Below are 20409 nucleotides of genomic sequence, written 5' to 3'. Positions count from 1 at the left end.
GCAATCTGGCCGCAGAGGCTCTAGACCAAAGCAAGTGTGGCAATGCGCGATGACTCGCCCTAGACTCGATGGGCGGTCTTTTCCAATCCACCAGCTGGAAGCAAACCATGAACAACAATAATAGCCTGCTACGCCACATTCCGTGGCTGGCGCTGGCAGTCATAGGAGCCTGCGCGCTGGGTGTGGTTGCCCTGCGTCGCGGCGAGGCGATCAATGCCTTGTGGATCGTGGTCGCTGCGGTGGCCATCTACCTGGTCGCCTACCGTTACTACAGCCTGTTCATCGCCACCAAGGTGATGCAACTCGATCCTCGCCGAGCCACCCCAGCGGTGCTCAACAACGACGGTCTGGACTATGTTCCGACCAACAAACACATCCTTTTCGGTCACCACTTCGCCGCCATCGCTGGCGCCGGCCCCTTGGTCGGCCCGGTACTCGCCGCGCAGATGGGCTACCTGCCCGGCACGCTGTGGCTGATCGCCGGCGTAGTGCTGGCCGGTGCGGTGCAGGACTTCATGGTCCTGTTCCTCTCCACCCGCCGTAACGGTCGCTCGCTGGGCGACATGGTGCGCGAGGAGATGGGCCGCATCCCGGGGACCATCGCTCTGTTTGGCTGCTTCCTGATCATGATCATCATCCTCGCGGTGCTGGCGCTGATCGTGGTCAAGGCCCTGGCCGAGAGCCCATGGGGCATGTTCACGGTGATGGCGACCATCCCGATCGCGATGTTCATGGGCGTCTACATGCGATACATCCGTCCGGGCCGCATCGGCGAGATCTCGGTGGTTGGCGTGGTGCTGCTGCTGGCGTCGATCTGGCTGGGGGGCCAGATTGCTGCCGATCCGGTCTGGGGCCCGGCGTTCACCTTCACGGGCGTGCAGATCACCTGGATGCTGGTGGGTTACGGCTTCGTCGCAGCCGTGCTGCCGGTATGGCTGGTACTGGCGCCGCGTGACTACCTGTCGACCTTCCTCAAGATCGGTACCATCATCGCCTTGGCCATCGGCATCCTGGTGACCATGCCCGAGCTGAAAATGCCGGCGCTGACCCAGTTCACCGACGGCACCGGTCCGGTGTGGAAGGGCACTCTGTTCCCATTCCTGTTCATCACCATCGCCTGCGGCGCGGTGTCCGGCTTCCATGCGCTGATCTCCTCGGGGACCACGCCGAAGCTGCTGGACAACGAAGCCAACGCCCGCTACATCGGTTACGGCGGCATGCTGATGGAGTCGTTCGTTGCCATCATGGCCATGGTTGCCGCCTCGGTGATCGAGCCGGGCGTGTACTTCGCCATGAACAGCCCAGCCGCCGTTGTTGGCGCCGACGTAGCGTCGGTGGCGCAGACGGTCAGCAGCTGGGGCTTCATGATCACCCCTGAGCAGCTTGAAGCGGTGGCCCGCGACATCGGCGAGCACACCGTACTCGCGCGTGCCGGTGGTGCACCGACGCTGGCGGTGGGTATCGCGCAGATCCTGCACCAGGTGCTGCCGGGCGAGAACACCATGGCCTTCTGGTACCACTTCGCGATCCTGTTCGAGGCGCTGTTCATCCTCACTGCGGTGGACGCTGGTACCCGTGCCGGTCGCTTCATGCTGCAAGACTTGCTGGGCAGCTTCGTGCCGGCCCTCAAACGCACCGAGTCGTGGACGGCCAACCTGATCGGCACCGCCGGTTGCGTGGCACTGTGGGGCTACCTGCTGTACCAGGGCGTGATCGACCCGCTGGGCGGCATCAACACCCTGTGGCCGCTGTTCGGTATCTCCAACCAGATGCTGGCCGGTATCGCCCTGATGCTCGGCACCGTGGTACTGATCAAGATGAAGCGCGAGCGCTACATCTGGGTCACCCTGCTGCCGGCTGCCTGGCTGCTGATCTGCACCACCGCGGCGGGCCTGATCAAGCTGTTCGACCCGAACCCGGCTGTCGGCTTCCTGGCCCTGGCCAAAAAGTACAGCACTGCGCTCGACGCTGGCCAGGTATTGGCCCCGGCCAAGAACATCGACCAGATGCAGCACGTGATCTTCAACGCCTACACCAACGCCGGCCTGACCATTCTGTTCCTGCTGGTGGTGTTCAGCGTGCTGTTCTTCGCCCTCAAGGTCGGCTACGCCGCCCTCGGCCGCAAAGAGCGCACCGACAAGGAAACCCCGTTCCAGGCCCTGCCTGACGCTTGAGAGGACTGCAGTGATGTTCAACGACCTGGGTCGACTGGGTAAATACCTGGGGCAGGCAGCCCGCCTGATGGTCGGCATGCCCGACTACGACAACTACGTCGAGCACATGCGCAACAAGCACCCGGACAAGCCGGTGATGACGTACGAGGCATTCTTCCGCGAACGTCAGGAAGCACGATACGGTGGCAAGTCCGGGCCCAAGTGCTGTTGAACCTGCAACGTGCGTGAACCTGTGGGAGGCCGGGCAACCGGCCTCCCACAATCATTTTCAGCTTCAGGAGATTTTTGCGTGCAGACGCCTATACCCGTTACTGTCCTCACCGGCTTTCTCGGTGCCGGCAAGACCACGCTGCTCAAGCACATGCTCAAGGCCGAGCACGGGCTGAAGATCGCCGTGATCGAGAACGAATTCAGCGAGGCCGGTATCGACAGCCAGCTGCTGGGCGACGAGCCGGTACAGGTCATGACCCTGGCCAACGGCTGTGTGTGCTGCAGCATCCACGGCGACCTGACCCGTGCCCTGTACCTGCTGCTCGAGCGCCTGGACGCCGGCGAGATCGCCTTCGACCGCCTGGTGATCGAATGCACCGGCCTGGCCGACCCGGCACCCGTAGCGCAGACCTTTTTCGTCGACGAAGAATTGCGCGATCGCTATATCCTCGACGGCATCATCACCCTGGTCGATGCCGCCCACGCCGAGGTGCACCTGACCCAGACCATCGCCCAGGCACAGGTCGGTTTTGCCGATCGTCTACTGCTGAGCAAGACCGACCTGGTCGAGCCGTCTGCGGTTGAGGACCTGCGAGAACGTTTGGCGCGGATCAATGGCCGGGCGGCCATCCGGGTGGTCGAGCATGGCCACATCGACCTGGCCGAGCTGCTCGATGTGCGCGGCTTCAACTTGAATCCGGACTTGGGCGCCAACCTCAAGCCGAGCCTGCGCCCGGTGCTCAAGCCGGCCACACCGGACCGCATTTCCACCCTGGTACTGCGCACCGACACCGCGCTGGACATCGATCGGCTCAGCGACTTCATGAACGAGCTGCTGGAGGAGCACGGCAAGCAATTGCTGCGCTACAAGGGCGTGCTCAACATTGCCGGCGAGGACCGTCGCCTGGTGTTCCAGGGCGTGCTCAAGCTTTACGGCTTCGACTGGGATGCCGAATGGGCGGCAGACGAGCGCCGTGAAAGCGTGATGGTGTTCATTGCCGATGACTTGCCCGAGGCTAAGATTCGGGCTGGGTTCGAGGCGCTGGCTGCGGGTTGAGCCGGTGTGGCGGCTGGGCCTCGAACCACTGCGGCCAAGAGCTGCGGTGGCGTGTTTCGACCTCGATGCACGGGATCAGTCGCTCGCTGAGCACGGCGGTCTGCCGCACGGCCTTGGCGGTGCGGTATTTGACGCTATGGATACACTCGCGGTCGCCAAACTCGCAGCGGTTTAGCGACGTGCCACCGCAAGGGCCGTTGGCCAGGCCTTTGGGGCAGGTTTCCGGGCAGGTGTAGAGGGTGTCTTCCAGACGGCAGCGGCCGCAGGTGTCGCAGCCAAGCAGCGGACGTTTGACCGCCCGTTCCAGTCCGTGCAGTACACGGGCTCCTCCCGTTGTTGCCCAAAGTGGCTGGCGCACGGCCCACCCGAACGCCTTGCTCAGCCAGTTGCTGCGGCTGAACAGCAAAGAATGGGCGGCGTGCAGCAGGTGGTAGCGGGCTTTCTCCTTGCCTGAGGCACTGACGGTCGATTCGCCCTGGCGCCAGTTGCTCTGTGGCGGATGGAACGTGACGAGGGGCAGGCCCGGCATCTGCCAGCTGTCGGCCCAGGCTGGCGCCCAATGCTCCAGGGTGCGGATCTGCGCTTGCCAGTGCTGCAAGCGCTCCTCCAGAGCAAGCAATGGCTTGAGTTCGTGAATCCCTGACAGGTGCACGCCCGCGTAACCCATCAGTTTTATACCGATGATCTGCAGGGCCAGGCGATCGACGCTGCGCGCCTGGGCAAAGGCCTTGGACACCTTGCTTTCGGCTTCGAGCAGCGCGTGCATCGAGGGGGTGACGGTGACGCCCGCCACATGCTCGAGCATCGTCGCGCGGCCGTGGGTCAGGCTCATCAGGCACGCCAGCATCGGTTTGGGCGCTGCCTGGCGCTGCATCCAGTGGATGGCTTCCTGGTGTTTGCTGGCGTCGAAGCCTAGCTGCAGGGTAAGAAAGTCGGCGCCGGCGGCGAGCTTTTTCTCGGCCTTGAAGTACTGTGCGCCGCCTTCTTCCTCGTGGTACTTGAACGGGTTCAGTGCCGCACCGAGCAACCAGTGCGGGCAGGCCTGGCGCGCAATCAGCAAGGCCGCGACCGACTCCAGGTAGCGCACCGGGCGTTCACCGGGCTGGTGGCCGGGCAAACGGTCGCCGGTCAGCAGCAGCAACTGGTCGTGGCCGGCGGCATCCATGCGCTGCAGCTGAGCCAAAAGGTGGTGGCGCTCGCGATCCTTGCCGGAGAAGTGCGGCAGGGCAGGGAGCGGGGTGCTGAAAGCGCCGAGGGCGTCCAGCGGCGACATGTCCAGCGGGCTGCCCACGCGGTCGCCGATGGCGACGGTCATGGGCCAGCCGCACAATTGCCCGCGGGCCATGATCGCCTCCATTGCGGCGAAGCGTTCCGCCGAGGGCTTGGGGACAAATTCCATGACGCAGACGAAGTGGTTTTCGCGCAGCGCGGCTTTCAGCAGGCTCATGGCTCGAGGGCACCTGGCGTTTTCAGGTTGGCATTGTGCGGCAGATTGTCGGTCGGGCTCATGTCTGAATACGTAGGCTGCTGCTCTGAACAAGACATTCAGGTTCGTCGGCATCATGAGTATTTCTTGAGTTCATCTCAAATTTAATGAGTTTGTCTCAGGCGCGCGCTGACTGGAAAATTCCCTTATTCATTTCGGTACTCTTTTTCGACTCTGAGGGACAAGACATGGCACTGGCACACAACCTGGGCTTTCCACGCTTTGGCAGTGACCGCGAGTTGCGTGCCCGCCATTGGCAAGTGCAGAAAGACGCCGGCATCGAGCTGCTGCCAGTCGGCGATTTCGCCTGGTGCGATCAGCCGTTTGCCCAAGGCTGGGAGCAACTGTTCGACGAAGTGACAGAAGCCAAGGCTTTGGGCCATGCAGTCAAACCGGTGGTGGTCGGCCCGTTGACCTACCTATGGCAGGCCAGTCAAGACAGCGCCGACCTCGACGAACTCGAACACCTGCTGCCGCTGTATGACCAAGGCCTGAACCGCCTGGCTGCCCTGGGGGCGGAGTGGGTGCAGATCGACGAGCCGATCCTGGCCCAGGAGCTGCCACAGGATTGGAAAAACGCATTCGAACGTGTCTACAACATTCTTCAGCGTGCACCGCTGAAGAAGCTGATCGCCACCTATTACGGTGGTCTGGAAGGTAACCTCGGCCTGGCCGTCAACCTGCCGGTCGATGGCCTGCACATCGACCTGGTGCAGGCCCCCGACCAGTACCAGACCCTCCTTGACCGGTTGCCGGCTTACAAGGTGCTGTCGCTCGGCCTGGTCGACGCCGGTAACGCCTCGCCTTGCGACCAGGAGAGGACCTTGGACCTGCTGCGCGATGCGCACGATCGCCTGGGGGAGCGGTTGTGGGTGGCGACAGCCTGTTCGTTGCTGCACAGCCCGGTGGACCAGGCCGTGCAGAAGTGTCAGGAAGTTGCGCTGCTGGCCAGGGTCATCAATGAAGAGGCAGACCGCGAGGTGCGCGCTACTGCCTGATCAACGCTCGATCGCCAGTGCGACACCCTGGCCACCACCGATGCACAAAGTGGCCAGTCCCTTCTTGGCATCACGCTTGATCATTTCGTGCAGCAGGGTCACCAGCACCCGGCACCCGGAAGCACCGATCGGATGCCCCAGGGCAATCGCGCCGCCGTTGACGTTGACCCTGCTGGCGTCCCACTCCAGTGCCTTGCCCACCGCCAGTGCCTGCGCGGCAAAGGCTTCGTTGGCTTCGATCAGGTCAAGGTCAGCCAGCTGCCAGCCGGCTTTGTCCAGGCAGCGCTGGGTGGCTGACACCGGGCCGATGCCCATGATCGCCGGGTCCACGCCCGCGCTGGCATAACCGGCAATCTTCGCCAGCACCGGCAACCCCAGGGCCTGGGCCTTGCTGGCGCTCATCAGCAGCACGGCGGCGGCACCGTCGTTGAGGCTGGAGGCGTTGCCGGCGGTGACGCTGCCGTCCTTCTTGAAGGCCGGGCGCAGTTTGGCCAGCGATTCGGCGGTGGTGTCAGGGCGTGGTTGTTCATCACGATCGAAGACTTTCGGCTCGCCCTTTTTCTGCGGCATCACGATCGGGGTGATCTCGTCGTGGAAGCGGCCTGCTTCGATCGCCGCCACGGCCTTGCGCTGCGACTCGGCGGCGAAGGCGTCTTGCTGCTCACGGCTGAGGCTGAACTTTTCCACCAGGTTCTCGGCGGTGATGCCCATGTGGTAGTCGTTGAAGGCATCCCACAGGCCGTCGCTGATCATGCTGTCGATCAGCTGGCCATGGCCCATACGCTGGCCGGTCCGTGCCGAAGGCATCACGTACGGGGCCAGGCTCATGTTCTCCTGGCCACCGGCAATCACCACCTCGGCGTCACCGCAACGGATCGCCTGGGCCGCCAGGTGCAGGGCCTTCAGGCCCGAGCCGCAGACTTTGTTCAGGGTCAATGCCGGCACGCTGTAGGGCAGGCCGGCCTTGATCGCCGCCTGGCGCGCGGGGTTCTGCCCGGCACCGGCGGTGAGTACCTGGCCGAGGATCACTTCATCGACCTGCGCCGGGTCCAGCTGGGTCTGTGCCAGCAGTTGCTTGATCACCGCCGCACCGAGGTCGACGGCAGGCACAGTGGCCAAGGCGCCCTGGAAGCTGCCGATGGCGGTACGGGTTGCGGCGACGATGACCACGTCGTTCATGTTGTTGTTCTCCGTGCAATGGGCGTAATGCAGCCAGCATCGACGGGTTCGGTTGATTTGTTAAGTTTGTTTTTCTTTGCGATTGATGCGAAAAGCCAATCAATCACCGGCAAGGCGGTCAAGAGCGATCCCGCAGGCAACGCAGATCAAACCGCGGGGCACTGGTGAGTGACGCAATGAATCCCGCCGCCGCCCGCCGCAATCGCATCGATATCCAGCTGCACGACATCCCGCCCCGGATACAACACGGCCAATAGTGCCCGGGCCTTTTCATCGGCCTGCGCATCCCCGAATTGCGGGGCGATGATCGCGCCGTTGATCACGAAGTAGTTGATGTACCCCGCCGCAAAGTCGTCATTGCCCTGGCTGAACCTGTTGCGTCGCCCGCGCATGGGTGGCGATACCACATGTACCTGCAAACGCCTGCCTTCGGCATCGGTGGCTTGCTTGAGAATCGCCAGGTGCTTGCGGGTCACCGCGTGGTCGTAGGCGTCCGGGTCGTTGTCCAGGTTGGCGATCACCACCCCCGGGCGCACGAAGCGGGCGTAGAAATCCACATGCCCGTCGGTGATGTCTTCCCCGGCGATACCCGGCAGCCAGATGACCTTGCTCAACCCCAGGCGCGCCTTGAGTTCGGCCTCGACGTCGGCCTTGCTCCAGCCCGGGTTGCGGTTGGCATTGATCCAGCTGCTCTCGGTCATGATGCCGGTGCCGTGGCCGTCCACTTCGATGGCACCGCCTTCACCCACCAGCTCGCTGCGCTGGTAGCGGGCGCCAGCCAGAGTGGCCACACGCTTGGCCAGCTGCGCATCGTTCTGGTGGCGTTGCTTGTTGCCCCAGCCATTGAAGTTGAAGTCGACCGCTGCCAGGGCACCGTCATCGTCGACGACGAAGTTGGCACCGATGTCGCGCATCCAGATGTCGTCCAGGTCGCATTCGACGAAGCGGGTGTTCGGGTTACCGCAGTACTGCTCGGCCAGCTCACGTTCACTGGCGCGGCAGAACACGGTTACCGGTTGATAGCGGGCGATGGCCTGGGCGATACGGCCCAGGGCGGCTTGCACGTCGGCGGTGAAGGTTTCCCAGATCGCCTTCTGGGCACCAAAGGCGATGAACGCCCGCTGCTGCGGCTCGCCTTCGTCGGGCATGAACCAGCGCCCAGGCGCTTCGGCACGGGCCAGGCCCATTGGCAGGCCGAGGCCGGCACCGAGGCCCGTGACCAGTGACAGTTGCAGGAAGGTTCTACGGCTGGGCATGGCTTAGTCCTGTGCAGTCTTGAAGCGGGTCCACACGCGCATGCGCGCACGCATGTCGGCTTGTGGAATGTCCCGGCCCGGGATCAGCCGGGCGTAGGTGGCTTCGTCGAGGTAGATGTCGGGGTTGTCGCGCATGCGCGGGTCTACCGCTTCGCGCGCCTTGGCGCTGGCCGTCGGGTAGCCGGTGAAGGTGCTGATGGCGGCCATGTTCGCCGGGCGCATGACGAAGTTGATGAAACGATAGGCGTATTCCGGGTGCTGGGCATCGGCCGGGATGGCCATGGTGTCCATCCACACCGTGGTGCCTTGGCGTGGTACGCGGTATTGGAAATCAAGGTGCTTGCCGGCAGACTCGGCGGCGCGTTGGGCCTGGATCACGTCGCCGCTGTAGCCCAGCGACAGGCACAGGTTCTCGTTGACCAGTTCGGTCACCGGTTGCGACTGGAACTTGCGGATGTACGGGCGCACTGCCTTGAGCAGTTCGCTGGCGGCGGCCAGATCTTCACGCTTGGCGCTGCGCGGTTCGCGGCCCAGGTAATTGAGCACCACGGCCAGCACTTCGTCAGGCGAGTCGATGACCGAGATGCCGCAGTCGGCGAACTTGGCCGCCATCTCCGGCTTGAACAATAGGTCAAGGTTGTCCAGTGGCGCATCGGGCATGCGCTGGCGGACTTTCTCGGCATTCGCGGTCAGGCCGATGGTGCCCCAGGTGTAGGGCACGGTTGCCTGGCTGGCTTTGGGGTACTGGGCGTGCAGCTTGCGCAGGCCAGGTTCGATATCGTCAAGTGCTTCCAGGCGGCTGTGGTCGAGTGGCTGCAGGCTGCCGGCACGCATCAGCCGTTCAGCCACGGTGTCGCCGGGGAACACCAGGTCATAGCCGCTGCGCCCGGACATCAGCTTGGCTTCGAGTACCTCGCTGCCGTCCATCACGTCGTAGATCACCTGGATACCGGTTTCTGCGGTGAACTGCTTGAGTGTGTCCTCGGCGAAGTAGTCGGCCCAGTTGTACAAACGCAGGGTCGGCTGGTCGGCCTGGACCTGGCTGGCGCAGAGGGCCAGGGCCAGTGCGGCAAACATGTGACGCTTCATGCTCAGGCCCTCAGGTGGTGTGGGTGCTTGCCGTCCAGGGTCAGCAGCGGGGCGTACATCTCTGGGCGGCGGTCGCGGTAGATGCCCCAGCTCAGGCGGTCTTCACGCATGCGTGCCAAGTCCAGGTCGTACAGCCAGATGCCGCTGCCGTCGCGGTCGGCTTCGGCGAGCATGGCGCCCTTGTGGTCGCAGATGAACGACGAGCCGTAGAAACGCATGCTCAGTGATTGGTCGCTGTCTGCCACTTCCACACCGACGCGGTTGGCGGCCACCACGGGCAGCAGGTTAGCGGCGGCATGACCGCGCATGGCGACCTGCCAATGGTCGCGCGAGTCCAGCTCGGTGCAGCCGGGCTCGGAGCCGATGGCGGTGGGGAACAGCAGCACCTCGGCGCCCATCAGTGCCAGGCAGCGGGCGGTTTCAGGGAACCACTGGTCCCAGCAGATACCGATGCCCAGGCGGCCGACGGCGGTGTCCCAGACCTTGAAACCGGTGTCGCCGGGGCTGAAGTACTCTTTCTCCTGGTAGCCGATGGCGTTGGGGATGTGGGTTTTGCGGTACACCCCAAGCAGTTGGCCATCGGCATCGGCCACGGTCAGTGAGTTGAAGAAGGCATTGCCGGCCCGTTCATACCAGCTCAGCGGCAACACCACGCCAAGCTCGCCGGCCAGGGTGGCGAAACGCTGGAGGATCGGGCTGCTCGGGTAGGGTTCGGCCAGCGTCTGGTGCTTGTGGTCCTGCTCAATGCAGAAATAGGGGGTGGCGAACAGCTCTTGCAGAAGGATCACCCGCGCACCCTCGGCGGCAGCCTGACGTACCAGTTGCTCGGCGCGGTCGAGGTTGTCGGGCAGGTTCCAGCTGCAAGGCATCTGGGTGGTGGCGATACGCAGCAGGCTCATGGCTGCACCTCAGGTTGTTGCTGGGTGATGCAGTGGATACCGCCGCCGCCGTGGGCGATGGCATCGATGCGCACTGGCACGATTTCGCGGCCTGGGAAGGCGTGGGCGAGCTGATCGGCGGCGTCCTGGTCGGCGGCGATGCCGTAGGCCGGCATGATGATCGCGCCGTTGGCGATGTAGAAGTTGGTGTAGGAGGCGCAGAACACTTCCGCGTCCTGATCGACTGCGGCGCTGGCTTCATAGAGGTCGAGCAGTTCGAAGTGGCGGCCTTGGGCATCGGTGGCGAGCTCCAGGGCGCGGCGGTTTTCCTTCACCACTTCGGCGTAAACCGAGCCGTGATTGTGGGTCGCATCGACCAGCAGCACACCTGGGCGGGCGAAGGCGCATACGCCATCGACATGGCCGTCGGTCATGTCGCCCGTGATGTACTGCGGGTCGCCGGGCAGCCAGATGGTCTTGCTGATGCCCAGGTAGCGGGCGAAGCAGGCCTCGAATTCGGCCTTGTCGATACCGGGGTTGCGGTTGGGGTTGAGCAGCACCGATTCGGTGGTAATCAGCGTGCCTTCGCCATCGACATGAATCGCGCCACCTTCGTTGCACAAGGACGTGCTGAAGCCGTCCAGGCCCAGCTGGTCGAGGATGCGGCGGCCGAGGCTGCGGTCCAGGCTGTGTTGCGATTTGCCGCCCCAGGCATTGAAGCGCCAGCTCAAGCCGGCCAGGCCGTGCTGTGGGTGGCAGACGAAGCTTGGGCCGCTGTCACGGCACCAGCTGTCGTCCACGGCCAGCTCGATCAGTTCGATGTTCGCGCCGCACAGGGCTCGGGCGCTCTGCAGGGCAGAAGGGTCAACGACCATTTTTACCGGCTCGAAACGGGCGATGGCGGCTGCTACTCGAGCGTAGTCGCGCTGCACATCGGCCAGGCTGACGCGCCAGCCGCTTTCCCACAGTGCCTGGTTGTGTGGCCAGACCATCCAGGTCGCCGCGTGGCGGGCCCATTCGGCAGGCATGCGCCAGCCGCTGTCGAGGGAAAGGTGCATAGTGAACTCCGATCTATTAAGGATTTTTATCAACGAAGCCCGCCGTCGCGGGTGTTGGTGTCCATGCTATGGCTATGAAGTGGCGACGACAAACGATAGATTTAGCCGATATCTGATTAGCGGAGCTTATCGATCATGCTTAAACACTGGCCACCGCTCAATGCTCTCAGGGGCTTCGAAGCCGCCGCCCGGCTTGGCAGCTTCCATAAGGCCGCCGAGGCCCTGAACCTCACCCAGTCGGCGATCAGCCAGCAGATCCGCAGCCTGGAAAACTACCTGGAACAGCCGCTGTTCCACCGCAGTGGCCGCAGCGTCAGCCTGACCGATGCCGGGCATGATCTGCTCAGCACCACCCAGTCCATGCTGCAGCACCTGGCCGTCGGTATCCGCCGCCTGGAGCAGTACCGCAAGCCGAATCAACTGGTGGTCAATACCAGCCCGGCCTTTGCCCGGCACTGGCTGCTGCCGCGCCTGGCTGATTTCCATCAGCGCTGCCCGCAGGTCGACCTTTGGCTGTTCACCAGTTTCGAAGTGCCGGACATGGCCAGCGAAACCATCGACCTGGCCATTCGTGACGACCTCAGCGCCCAAGCCGAGTGCAGCTTTGCCGTGCTCCATCAGGACACGCTGTATCCCGCCTGCCACCCCGCGTTGCTGCAATCCCCAGCACAACAGCGCACCACTTTGCATGGCGAGCGCGAAATGGACTGGAGCCATTGGCAGCTGGAAGGTGGCGAGAATGTGGGGCAGCAGGGCCAGGGGCTGAATTTTTCCGACCCAGGGTTGCTGCTGGATGCCGCAAGCGAAGGGCTGGGTGTTGCCCTGGTCAGCCAGTTGCTGGCGCAGCGGGCCGTGAGCGAAGGGCGCCTGCAGGCTCTGTCTGCACAGCGGGTGCGGGGGCCAGCCTGGGCCTGCCTGGTGCACCGGGACAGCCAGGATGATCCGCTGGCCCGGCAGTTTCTGGACTGGCTACGGGGTGAATTGCAGGCATGACCGGCGTTTGAATCCCCTCAAACACCCCGTAATATGTGTCGGATAACCTGCGGGGGTAGTCTCACCCTCTGATCAATCGGGATCGCCCCCTGTGGCGCTTCCCCCGGCATAAACCTGACGAGGTACAGACATTGGCCATCATTCATCCTAAGGTTCGCGGTTTCATCTGCACCACGACTCACCCGAAGGGCTGCGAGCTCAACGTCCGTGACCAGATCGAAGCCACCCGCAAGCTGGGCGTGCGCGAGGATGGCCCGAAGAAGGTCCTGGTTATCGGTGCTTCCAGCGGCTACGGCCTGGCAGCCCGCATCACCGCGGCCTTCGGCTTCAAGGCCGACACCTTGGGCGTGTTCTTCGAAAAGCCAGGTACCGAGACCAAGCCCGGTACCGCCGGCTGGTACAACGCTGCCGCCTTCGACAAGTTCGCCAAGGCCGAGGGCCTGTACAGCAAGTCGATCAATGGTGACGCCTTCTCCGACGAAGCCCGGGCCAAGGTCATCGAACTGATCAAGAACGAAATGGGCGGCAAGGTCGACCTGGTCATCTACTCGCTGGCCTCGCCCGTGCGTAAGCTGCCGCAGACCGGTGAACTGATCCGTTCCGCACTCAAGCCGATCGGCCAGCCGTACAAGTCGACTGCCATCGACACCAACAAGGACACCATCATCGAGGCCAGCATCGAGCCGGCCACCGAGCAGGAAATCGCCGACACCGTCACCGTCATGGGTGGCCAGGACTGGCAGCTGTGGATCGACGCCCTGGCTGGCGCCGACGTGCTGGCCGAAGGCGCACGTACCGTGGCCTTCAGCTACATCGGCACCGAAATCACCTGGCCGATCTACTGGCACGGTGCCCTGGGCCAGGCCAAACAGGATCTGGACGAAACCGCACTGCGCCTGGACAAGAAGCTGGCCGGTGAAGTGAAAGGCGGCGCCAACGTGGCGGTGCTCAAATCGGTGGTCACCCAGGCCAGCTCGGCCATCCCGGTGATGCCGCTGTACCTGTCGATGGTCTTCAAGATCATGCAGGAAAAGGGTGTGCACGAAGGCACCCAGGACCAGCTGGACCGCATGTTCCGTGATCGCCTGTACCGTGCCGATGGCGCTCCGGCTGAAGTGGACGAAAAGGCCCGCCTGCGCCTGGACGACTGGGAACTGCGCGACGACGTGCAGGACGCGTGCAAGGCCATGTGGCCGCAGGTCACCACCGAGAACCTGTTCGAGCTGACCGACTATGCCGGTTACAAGAAGCAGTTCCTCAACCTGTTCGGCTTCGAGCGCGCTGACGTCAACTACGATGAAGACGTGGCGACCGATGTGAAGTTCGACTGCATCGAGCTGTAAGTCGAGGCAAAAAGATGGGGGCCGATACAGGCCCCCATTTTTTTTGCTAGTTTTGGCGCACAACAACAGGAAGTGCGCCATGAGCAGCCTCACCCAACCTGCCACCGCCTTTCGCCAGGCCACGGCCGACGGCTACAGCCTCGGCGGATTCTGCTGGCGCCACGCCCAGTCAGATTCCCAGCGACCGCTGGTGATCATCAATGCGGCCACCTCGGTACGCTGCCGCTATTACTCACGCTTTGCCGACTACCTGTTCGCCCACGGCTGCGATGTGCTGACCTACGACTATCGTGGTATCGGTGAATCACGCCCGCATTCGCTGCGCGGCTTCGAGGCTTCGTGGAGCGATTGGGGAAGGCTGGATTTCGAAGCCATGCTGGCGCACGCCGCCGAGCATTTCCCCGGTCAGCCGGTGGATGTGGTGGGCCACAGCTTCGGTGGTTGCGCCGTGGGCCTGGCGCCGTCGGCCGGGAAGCTAAGGCGGGTGGTGATGGTCGGCGCGCAATTCGCCTATTGGCGTGACTATGCAGCGGACCAGCGCTGGCGGCTGTTTGGCAAATGGCATGTGGTGATGCCGTTGCTGACCCGTGCCTTTGGTTACTTCCCGGGCAAACGCCTGGGCTGGCTGGAAGATACGCCTGCCGGCGTGGTGCATGACTGGACTACGCGCACGCCGCGTTATGAACAGCGACCGAGTGGACGCGGCCTGGCGACTTTACCTTTTGCCCAGGTGCAGGCCGCGATCTTGGCCATCAGCCTGGCGGACGATCCATTTGGCACGGTGGCGGCGACCGAACGGTTACTGGGGTATCTGCCAGCGGCGCAGCGGCGGCATTTGCGCATTGCGCCTGTGGATATCTCGGTCGAAGAGATTGGCCATTTCGCATTTTTCCATGACCGGTTTCGCCAAAGCCTGTGGCCGATTGCGTTGCAGTGGTTGCAGGAAGGCGGGCTGGGGGAGGGTGTGCCCGGGACGACTATCCGTTGAAATGCGGGGGCCGCACTGCAGCCCCGGCATTCTCAAGCGTTGCGCGAAAGAGGCAGCTCGGCAAACTTCACACCCGCCAGCCCATGCTTGATCAGCGCACGGATATTACCATGGTCACTGCCCTCAGGCGTGGCCAGCACATCACGGTAATGCTCACCAAATGCCAGCAACGCTTCCTGATCGCTCAGGCCTTCCAGCAGGGCCAGGCCTAGGGTCTTGCACGAACCTTCGTTCTGCCCGGCGGCATTTTCCACGCCACCGTTGTTGAAGGCCTGGGGCTGGTAGCTGTAGTTGCCGGCGATGAATGCCAGGGTGTCGGCGAAGACGTGTTGGCCGCTGGCCAGGCTGCTGCGCAGGGTGTTCAGATCAGTCACGAGGTTTTCCTTGTTCAAACGCCGCTTGCTGCTCGGCGCTGGCTTCTTTCTGGTATTGGGCTTTCCACTCGGCGTAGGGCATGCCGTACACCGCTTCGCGGGCGTCATCCAGGCTGATGTCGACCTGACGCTCGTCGGCGGCGGCCTTGTACCACTTGGACAGGCAGTTGCGGCAGAAGCCGGAGAGGTTCATCAGGTCGATGTTCTGCACGTCGGTGCGTTTCTGCAGGTGGTCGACCAGGCGCCGGAACGCGGCGGCTTCAAGTTCGAGCTGTTGTTGCTCAGTCATGGCAGTCTCTCAGATCATGCGGTTCTTCAGGTGGCGGCCACCGTTGATGACCACCTGGCTGCCGGTGCTGTACTGGCTGGCGAGCAGGTATTTCACCGTCTCGATCAGTGGCCCGGCGCCGGGTTCGAATTCCAGCAGGGCCTTTTTCAGGGTCTGCTGGCGGTAGGCCTCGTCACCGCCTTCCTTGAGGATCAGCAGGCCCGGCAGGATACCGTTGACGTGCACCTTGGGCGCGTATTTTTCGGCGAACGACAGCACCATGTTCTGCAGCGCGGCCTTGGTCGCGGCGTAGCCGATGTGGCCTTTGCTGCCGCGCGAGGAGGTTTCGTCGCAGATGTGGATGATGTCGGCCTTTTCGACCTTGTTCAGCAGCTCGCCGAGCGCCAAGTTGAGGTGGTACGGCGCTTCGACGTGCAAGCGGAACATGGTTTCGAGATTGTCGAGGTCGTCGTCGAGCCACAGCGAGGCGTTGTGGATGATCGCGCGCAAGCCGTCGTAGTTGCGCTGCAGGTAGTCGATCAACGCTTCACGGTCGGCCTTGAGGCAGAGGTCGGCCTGGAACTGCACAATGTTCGGGTGCGCGCACTGCGGCTGCAGGCTTCGGCTGGCACTGACCACCGTATGGCCGGCCTGAGCCAGTTCGAGGGCCAGGGCCAGCCCGACGCGCTGGCTGGCGCCGGTGACGAGAATAGGGCTGTTCATGTGCGGGCGGTCAACTTTGTCTGTCCTGTCGTTGCCGCCCAGCATACCCGAACTGTTCCCGCTTGTATGACCTCGCCTCAGCGGCTGCGCAATGCCGGGGAGGGGGAGGGTGTGGCGTGCAGCCAGTTGGCCAGCAAGCGGGTGGACAGCGGGATGAACAGGTAGACCATGACTGGCGTCAGGGCCAGGGTGCTGAGCATGACCCGGGGCACCAGTTCGAGCGTCGCGAGCCAATGACCGAACAGGGCATTGAATAGCAGCGAGACCGGGAAGAACGCTAACCAGATGGCTACGGCCTGCTTCCAGCGCGGTGGTTTTTGCACCATGTTGGTGCCAAACCAGTCGTCGATACCGCTGACGCGCCTCTCTTTGGGGCGCTCGAACAGGCCGTTGCCGCGAACCAGCCAGGCCCGGCGCGAGGCGGAATGCTCCCAGGCGTGCAGCGTCGGCTCATCGCTGAAGCGGAAAATGATCTGGAATTCGTCGCCGTCGCGGGGCGGGGCGAGGATGCCCGAGCCAAGGTAGCCGGGGAAGTCGGTGGCCAGCTGTTCGCCTTCGTGCAGCCAGGCCAACAGGTCCTGGTAGCGGCCATGGGCGGCGCGGCGCGACACCATCAGGGTGACGGGTGGGGTAGACATCGTGTATCTCCTGGCGACGGGGCTGGCGGATAGCCGGCCCCTTGTCTGCGTGGCCCGGGGTGGTGGGCAACGGTAATCTGTATGCAAGAATCGGGCGCGAAGCATTATCGTGATGACATTGTCGCATTCACAATTGTTCGCAAACGGTTGCTGGCTTGGGGCGCATGATGTCGTAGTACAATGCCCGTTCTACTTCCGCACACAGGTTACTCAGTGCAGATGAACAAACAGGGACGCATTTCGGATATCGAGGCAGGCCTGCAACACCAGGACTTGTTCCCGATCCGTGAGGTTTCGCGCCTGACCGGAGTCAACGCCGTGACCTTGCGCGCCTGGGAGCGCCGCTATGGGCTGATCCAGCCCACGCGCACCGACAGCGGTCACCGGCTGTATTCCCAATCAGATATCGACGACATCCGGCGCATTCTTGGTTGGCTTGAGCGCGGCGTGGCCGTGAGCAAGGTCGGCAGCATCCTGGCCCGTGGCCAGATGCTCACTCAAGGTGCGGTTTTGGCTGATTGCATTGCACGCTGGCAAGCCCAGGTGCGCGAGGCGGTGCATCGTTTCGATGCCGTGGCCTTGGATAGCCTGTTCGACCAGGTGTTTTCGGCACTTACCCAGGACCAGGTGTTCGCTGAAGTGTTCATGCCCGTCTGGCATGACCTTGCAGCAGGGCAGGGGGCGTTCGGCCTGGCCAGTGAATGGCTGTTCCTCGACCAGTTCCTGCGCAGCCGGGTGTTCGCACGCTTGCAACTCTCTCGTCTGCCACGTGGCCACAACGTGTTGCTGGCGCCGTTGCCCGGTCCATGCCTGGAGCTGGAGCTGCTGGTGACCGGCTTGCTGTTGGCCAGCGATGAGGTTGGCGTACGCACGCTGACGCCCGGGCAGGTGCTGGATGAGTTGCCTTTGGTGTGTGAGCGGCTCAGGCCGGATGCGCTGGTGCTGTTCGCCAATCACTCACCGGGAGGCGGGCTGGGCAAGCGCCTGTCGCGCCTGGCGGCAGGCCTTCAGTGCCCGTTGCTGCTGGCCGGCGAAGCGGCTGAAGGTGCCCAGGATGGCCTGGCGGGGAGCCCGGTGGCCTGCCTTGGCGCAGAGGTTGGGTTGATGCGGCGACGCTTGCGACAGTACCTGGCCGGTCAGCTCGATACCTGATCGTGCAGCTCTGGATGGGCTTGGCGATGGGCTTGGAGGATGTACTCACGCAGCCGATCAATTTCGCCTGCCGGGCTGCGGCTCAGGTCGTAGGCGGCCAGGTCAGGGCCAATGCGCCGGCGCAGGCGGCCATGCAGGCCGATCGGGCTGATGCCGTCCGGGGCGAAATGCAAGTCGAAGCGTGACGGGGCCTTGGCTTGGTCACGTACTTCGAGCAACGCACCCTTGAACGAAATGTCCCTGACCAGCAGGCCGCTGGCCTTGCCCTGGGCATCCAGCAGTGCGCAGGGCTTCTCCATCGACAGGCGCCAGGGGCGCAGCATCGGGCCGTCGTCTTCGTAGATTTCCGGAGAGCCGATCTGCAGGTGCACGGCGTGGAATTCGTCTTCCACCAGTTGCAGCGGGAAGCTGATCTGCTGGTTGTTGAACTGTGCCTGCAGGGTCACCTGCTCGTTGGCCACCAAGCGGGCGAGCAGAGACTGGATACGGCGGTCACCATTGACCCGTAGGCTCGACATGGGGTCGGCCAGGTTCAATTGTGGGGAATGCTGCATGTCCTGGATGAAATCCAGTTCGTCCTGGGTCAGGAGCGCGTCTGCTTGCATGATCGAACTCGGTGATGACGATTTCTTCAACGGCAATTGACCGTGCTCAAAGCGCTTGGTTCAGCCGCGTTCGTCGGTATTCCGACGAGCGTGCACTTCGGCCAGTTCGCGCTCAAGTTCCACCTGGCGGCTGACGTCTTTCTGGATGCCAATGAAATAGGTGCGATTATCAGCATCGTGCTTCACCGGGGTGATCGACAGTTCGTTCCAGAACGCGCTGCCATCCTTGCGGTAGTTGCGTAGCACTTCCCGGCACGGACGGCCTTCGGCCAACGCCTTGCGAATGCGTGCCCGGCCCAGTTGGTCGCGATCGTCGGCCTGCAGGAAGCGGCAATCCTGATAGAGGATCTCGTCACGGCTGTAGCCGGTCAGGCGTTCAAAGGCGGCATTCACGTAGATCAGGATGGTGTCGTCGCCTTCCTGTTCGGCGACCACGATCCCGTCGTTGGATGCGTCGACCATCGATTGCAACAGCTGCGCGTTGATCATGTCCGGACCATGTGGGCAATGAAGGGGACTTTGGTAGAGGCGGCCTTTTGCCAGCGCCGAATGCTAGTATCCTACGTTTTCACTCAGTTTCGGAATCCTCTTCCTGATGAAAGTCGCCATTATTTCCGGCTCGGTGTACGGCACCGCCGAAGAAGTTGCCCGTCATGCCGCGTCGTTGCTCAAAGCTGCAGGCTTTGAAGCCTGGCACGCTGCCCGCGCTACCCAGCAGGATCTCGAAGGTTTTGCCCCCGAAGCGCTGCTCGCGGTGACGTCGACTACTGGCATGGGTGAGTTGCCGGATAACCTGATGCCGCTGTACAGCAGCATTCGCGACACCCTGCCAGCGGCCTGGCGTGGGCTGCCGGGCGCGGTGATCGCCCTGGGTGATTCGAGCTATGGCGATACCTACTGTGGCGGTGGCGAGCAGATGCGCGAGCTGTTTGCCGAGCTGGGTGTGCGTGAAGTGCTGCCGATGCTCAAACTCGATGCCAGTGAAACAGTGACCCCGGAGGCTGATGCCGAGCCTTGGCTGGCAGAGCTGGCTCAAGCACTGAACGCCTGAGGCGATTTCTCCTGCAACAATGCGAGCCATGCCTGCGCCGCTCGCGACAGATAAGCCCCACGCCGCCAGATGAAGGCGATATCCCAGCGCAGGTCCGTCGGCGCCTTCAGCGCCAGCCGCACCACGCCAGGGCGTTCCAGCGCTTGTGCCACCACACGGGGCAGCAGCACCACGCCCTGCCCGGCTGCAACCAGCGCCACCAGGAAGTCTGCCTGGCCGCTGCGTCCACCTTCTTTCGGCGTAAAGCCCTGCTGCTGGCAAGCCTTGAGCAAGCGGTCGTTGAGCACGAAGCTGCGCTGATACAGCAGAAAAGGTGTATCGGCCAGCTGCTTCAGACTCACCTGATTCAGCCCGGCCAGCGCATGCCCGGCCGGTAACAGGGCATCCAGCGGTTCATTGCAGAACGGCTGGTACTCGAACGCCGGGTCGCTTGGGGTGAGGCTGCCGCCCAGCTCCAGTTCGCCATTTCTCACCGCCTGTTCGACGCTACGGCTGCCGCCTTCCAGCAGCTGAATGGTGATGTTCGGATGCCGCCTGCGGTATTCGGCGAACAACCCGGCGAACAACGTATCGCTGCCCAGCATCGGCAGGCCCAGGCGCAAGTCACCGCGCGCCATCTGGCTGAGGTCGTCCAGCTCACTGAGCAGGTCTTGACGCTGGCGCAGGAGCGCCTCGCCGCGCTCCAGCACGATGCGACCGGCCGCTGTCAGATGTAGCTGCGAGGCCTGGCGCTCGAGCAGTGGCTGGCCCACATCTTGCTCCAGTTGGGCGACCTGCTTGCTCACAGCGGACTGGCTGATGTGCAGGGTCTGGGCGGCCTGGGTAAAGCCGCCGCGATGGACCACTTCAATGAAGCTGCGTAGTTGTTTGAATTCCATGTTAGCGATTC

General features: G+C 63.4%; 22 protein-coding genes. 9 read left to right on the top strand and 13 right to left on the bottom strand.

Going from position 1 to position 20409, the window contains the following annotated elements; translation table 11 throughout:
- The first annotated feature begins 107 nt into the window (after positions 1–107).
- The 3 genes from APH28_RS09365 (at position 108) to yjiA (ending at position 3441) form a co-directional block, all read left to right on the top strand.
- A complete protein-coding gene (locus APH28_RS09365) occupies positions 108–2174 on the top strand; it encodes a carbon starvation CstA family protein (protein WP_060508693.1) in 2067 nt (688 codons plus the stop codon).
- Between the two features lie 13 nt (positions 2175–2187).
- Positions 2188–2385: a YbdD/YjiX family protein gene (locus APH28_RS09360; RefSeq protein WP_054887128.1), complete on the top strand. Its 198-nt coding sequence runs from the start codon at positions 2188–2190 to the stop codon at positions 2383–2385.
- A gap of 78 nt (positions 2386–2463) precedes the next feature.
- Positions 2464–3441: a GTPase gene (yjiA, locus tag APH28_RS09355; protein ID WP_060508691.1), complete on the top strand. Its 978-nt coding sequence runs from the start codon at positions 2464–2466 to the stop codon at positions 3439–3441.
- Here yjiA and APH28_RS09350 read toward each other — a convergent pair.
- Positions 3401–4888 carry a methylenetetrahydrofolate reductase C-terminal domain-containing protein gene (locus APH28_RS09350; protein ID WP_060508689.1) on the bottom strand — a complete coding sequence of 496 codons (1488 nt, stop codon included), beginning with the start codon at positions 4886–4888 and terminating at the stop codon, positions 3401–3403. The two genes, yjiA and APH28_RS09350, sit on opposite strands and share 41 nt — an antisense overlap.
- Positions 4889–5115: 227 nt before the next feature.
- On the opposite strand from APH28_RS09350, the gene APH28_RS09345 reads away from it, so the two are divergent.
- Positions 5116–5925, top strand: coding sequence for a 5-methyltetrahydropteroyltriglutamate--homocysteine methyltransferase (locus tag APH28_RS09345; protein WP_060508687.1), 810 nt, complete (start codon positions 5116–5118; stop codon positions 5923–5925).
- On the opposite strand, the gene APH28_RS09340 is transcribed toward APH28_RS09345, so the two are convergent.
- From APH28_RS09340 to APH28_RS09320, 5 genes are all read right to left on the bottom strand, one after another.
- A complete protein-coding gene (locus APH28_RS09340) occupies positions 5926–7104 on the bottom strand; it encodes an acetyl-CoA C-acetyltransferase (protein ID WP_060508685.1) in 1179 nt (392 codons plus the stop codon).
- A gap of 146 nt (positions 7105–7250) precedes the next feature.
- Entirely contained in the window at positions 7251–8360 is a 1110-nt protein-coding gene (locus APH28_RS09335) for an agmatine/peptidylarginine deiminase (RefSeq protein WP_060508683.1), read from the bottom strand.
- Between the two features lie 3 nt (positions 8361–8363).
- The gene (locus tag APH28_RS09330; RefSeq protein WP_060508681.1) at positions 8364–9449 is read right to left on the bottom strand and encodes an extracellular solute-binding protein; all 1086 of its coding nucleotides are present in this window, start codon (positions 9447–9449) and stop codon (positions 8364–8366) included.
- A gap of 2 nt (positions 9450–9451) precedes the next feature.
- Positions 9452–10348, bottom strand: a complete 897-nt coding sequence (gene aguB / locus APH28_RS09325; protein ID WP_060508679.1) for an N-carbamoylputrescine amidase — start codon at positions 10346–10348, stop codon at positions 9452–9454.
- The gene (locus APH28_RS09320) at positions 10345–11385 is read right to left on the bottom strand and encodes an agmatine/peptidylarginine deiminase (RefSeq protein WP_060508677.1); all 1041 of its coding nucleotides are present in this window, start codon (positions 11383–11385) and stop codon (positions 10345–10347) included. The genes aguB and APH28_RS09320 overlap by 4 nt, the downstream gene beginning before the upstream one ends.
- Positions 11386–11520: 135 nt before the next feature.
- Here APH28_RS09320 and APH28_RS09315 point away from each other — a divergent pair, with 135 nt between their 5' ends.
- The 3 genes from APH28_RS09315 (at position 11521) to APH28_RS09305 (ending at position 14709) form a co-directional block, all read left to right on the top strand.
- A complete protein-coding gene (locus APH28_RS09315; protein WP_060508675.1) occupies positions 11521–12378 on the top strand; it encodes a LysR substrate-binding domain-containing protein in 858 nt (285 codons plus the stop codon).
- Positions 12379–12509: 131 nt separating this feature from the next.
- Positions 12510–13721, top strand: a complete 1212-nt coding sequence (gene fabV, locus APH28_RS09310) for an enoyl-ACP reductase FabV (protein ID WP_060508673.1) — start codon at positions 12510–12512, stop codon at positions 13719–13721.
- A gap of 79 nt (positions 13722–13800) precedes the next feature.
- Entirely contained in the window at positions 13801–14709 is a 909-nt protein-coding gene (locus APH28_RS09305) for an alpha/beta fold hydrolase (protein ID WP_060508671.1), read from the top strand.
- 32 nt (positions 14710–14741) lie between these two features.
- On the opposite strand, the gene APH28_RS09300 is transcribed toward APH28_RS09305, so the two are convergent.
- From APH28_RS09300 to APH28_RS09285, 4 genes are read right to left on the bottom strand one after another with little or no spacing between them, the layout of a single operon-like run.
- Positions 14742–15083, bottom strand: coding sequence for a HopJ type III effector protein (locus APH28_RS09300; RefSeq protein WP_060508669.1), 342 nt, complete (start codon positions 15081–15083; stop codon positions 14742–14744).
- Positions 15076–15372 (bottom strand): DUF1244 domain-containing protein, encoded by a 297-nt coding sequence (locus tag APH28_RS09295; RefSeq protein ID WP_060508668.1) that lies wholly within the window; start codon positions 15370–15372, stop codon positions 15076–15078. Before APH28_RS09295 ends, APH28_RS09300 begins: the two co-directional genes overlap by 8 nt.
- Before the next feature lie 9 nt (positions 15373–15381).
- The gene (gene folM / locus APH28_RS09290) at positions 15382–16119 is read right to left on the bottom strand and encodes a dihydromonapterin reductase (protein ID WP_082432283.1); all 738 of its coding nucleotides are present in this window, start codon (positions 16117–16119) and stop codon (positions 15382–15384) included.
- 32 nt (positions 16120–16151) lie between these two features.
- A complete protein-coding gene (locus APH28_RS09285) occupies positions 16152–16712 on the bottom strand; it encodes a hypothetical protein (protein ID WP_060508666.1) in 561 nt (186 codons plus the stop codon).
- Positions 16713–16931: 219 nt separating this feature from the next.
- Between APH28_RS09285 and APH28_RS09280 the strand changes: the two genes are divergently transcribed.
- The gene (locus APH28_RS09280; protein WP_060508664.1) at positions 16932–17864 is read left to right on the top strand and encodes a MerR family transcriptional regulator; all 933 of its coding nucleotides are present in this window, start codon (positions 16932–16934) and stop codon (positions 17862–17864) included.
- Here the strand turns inward: APH28_RS09280 and APH28_RS09275 are convergent.
- Entirely contained in the window at positions 17849–18469 is a 621-nt protein-coding gene (locus APH28_RS09275) for a PilZ domain-containing protein (protein WP_060508662.1), read from the bottom strand. The genes APH28_RS09280 and APH28_RS09275 overlap by 16 nt on opposite strands.
- 60 nt (positions 18470–18529) lie before the next feature.
- Positions 18530–18958: a PAS domain S-box protein gene (locus tag APH28_RS09270; protein ID WP_060508660.1), complete on the bottom strand. Its 429-nt coding sequence runs from the start codon at positions 18956–18958 to the stop codon at positions 18530–18532.
- Between the two features lie 106 nt (positions 18959–19064).
- On the opposite strand from APH28_RS09270, the gene APH28_RS09265 reads away from it, so the two are divergent.
- Positions 19065–19520 carry a flavodoxin gene (locus tag APH28_RS09265; protein ID WP_060508658.1) on the top strand — a complete coding sequence of 152 codons (456 nt, stop codon included), beginning with the start codon at positions 19065–19067 and terminating at the stop codon, positions 19518–19520.
- On the opposite strand, the gene APH28_RS09260 is transcribed toward APH28_RS09265, so the two are convergent.
- On the bottom strand, positions 19502–20398 hold the full coding sequence (locus APH28_RS09260) for a LysR family transcriptional regulator (protein WP_060508656.1): 897 nt from the start codon (positions 20396–20398) through the stop codon (positions 19502–19504). The genes APH28_RS09265 and APH28_RS09260 overlap by 19 nt on opposite strands.
- Positions 20399–20409 lie beyond the last annotated feature (11 nt).

The organism is Pseudomonas sp. NBRC 111124, from assembly GCF_001320245.1.
Classification (GTDB): Bacteria; Pseudomonadota; Gammaproteobacteria; order Pseudomonadales; family Pseudomonadaceae; genus Aquipseudomonas.
Note: the sequence above shows the minus strand (reverse complement) of the source record. Positions and strands in the feature narration are given on the sequence as shown.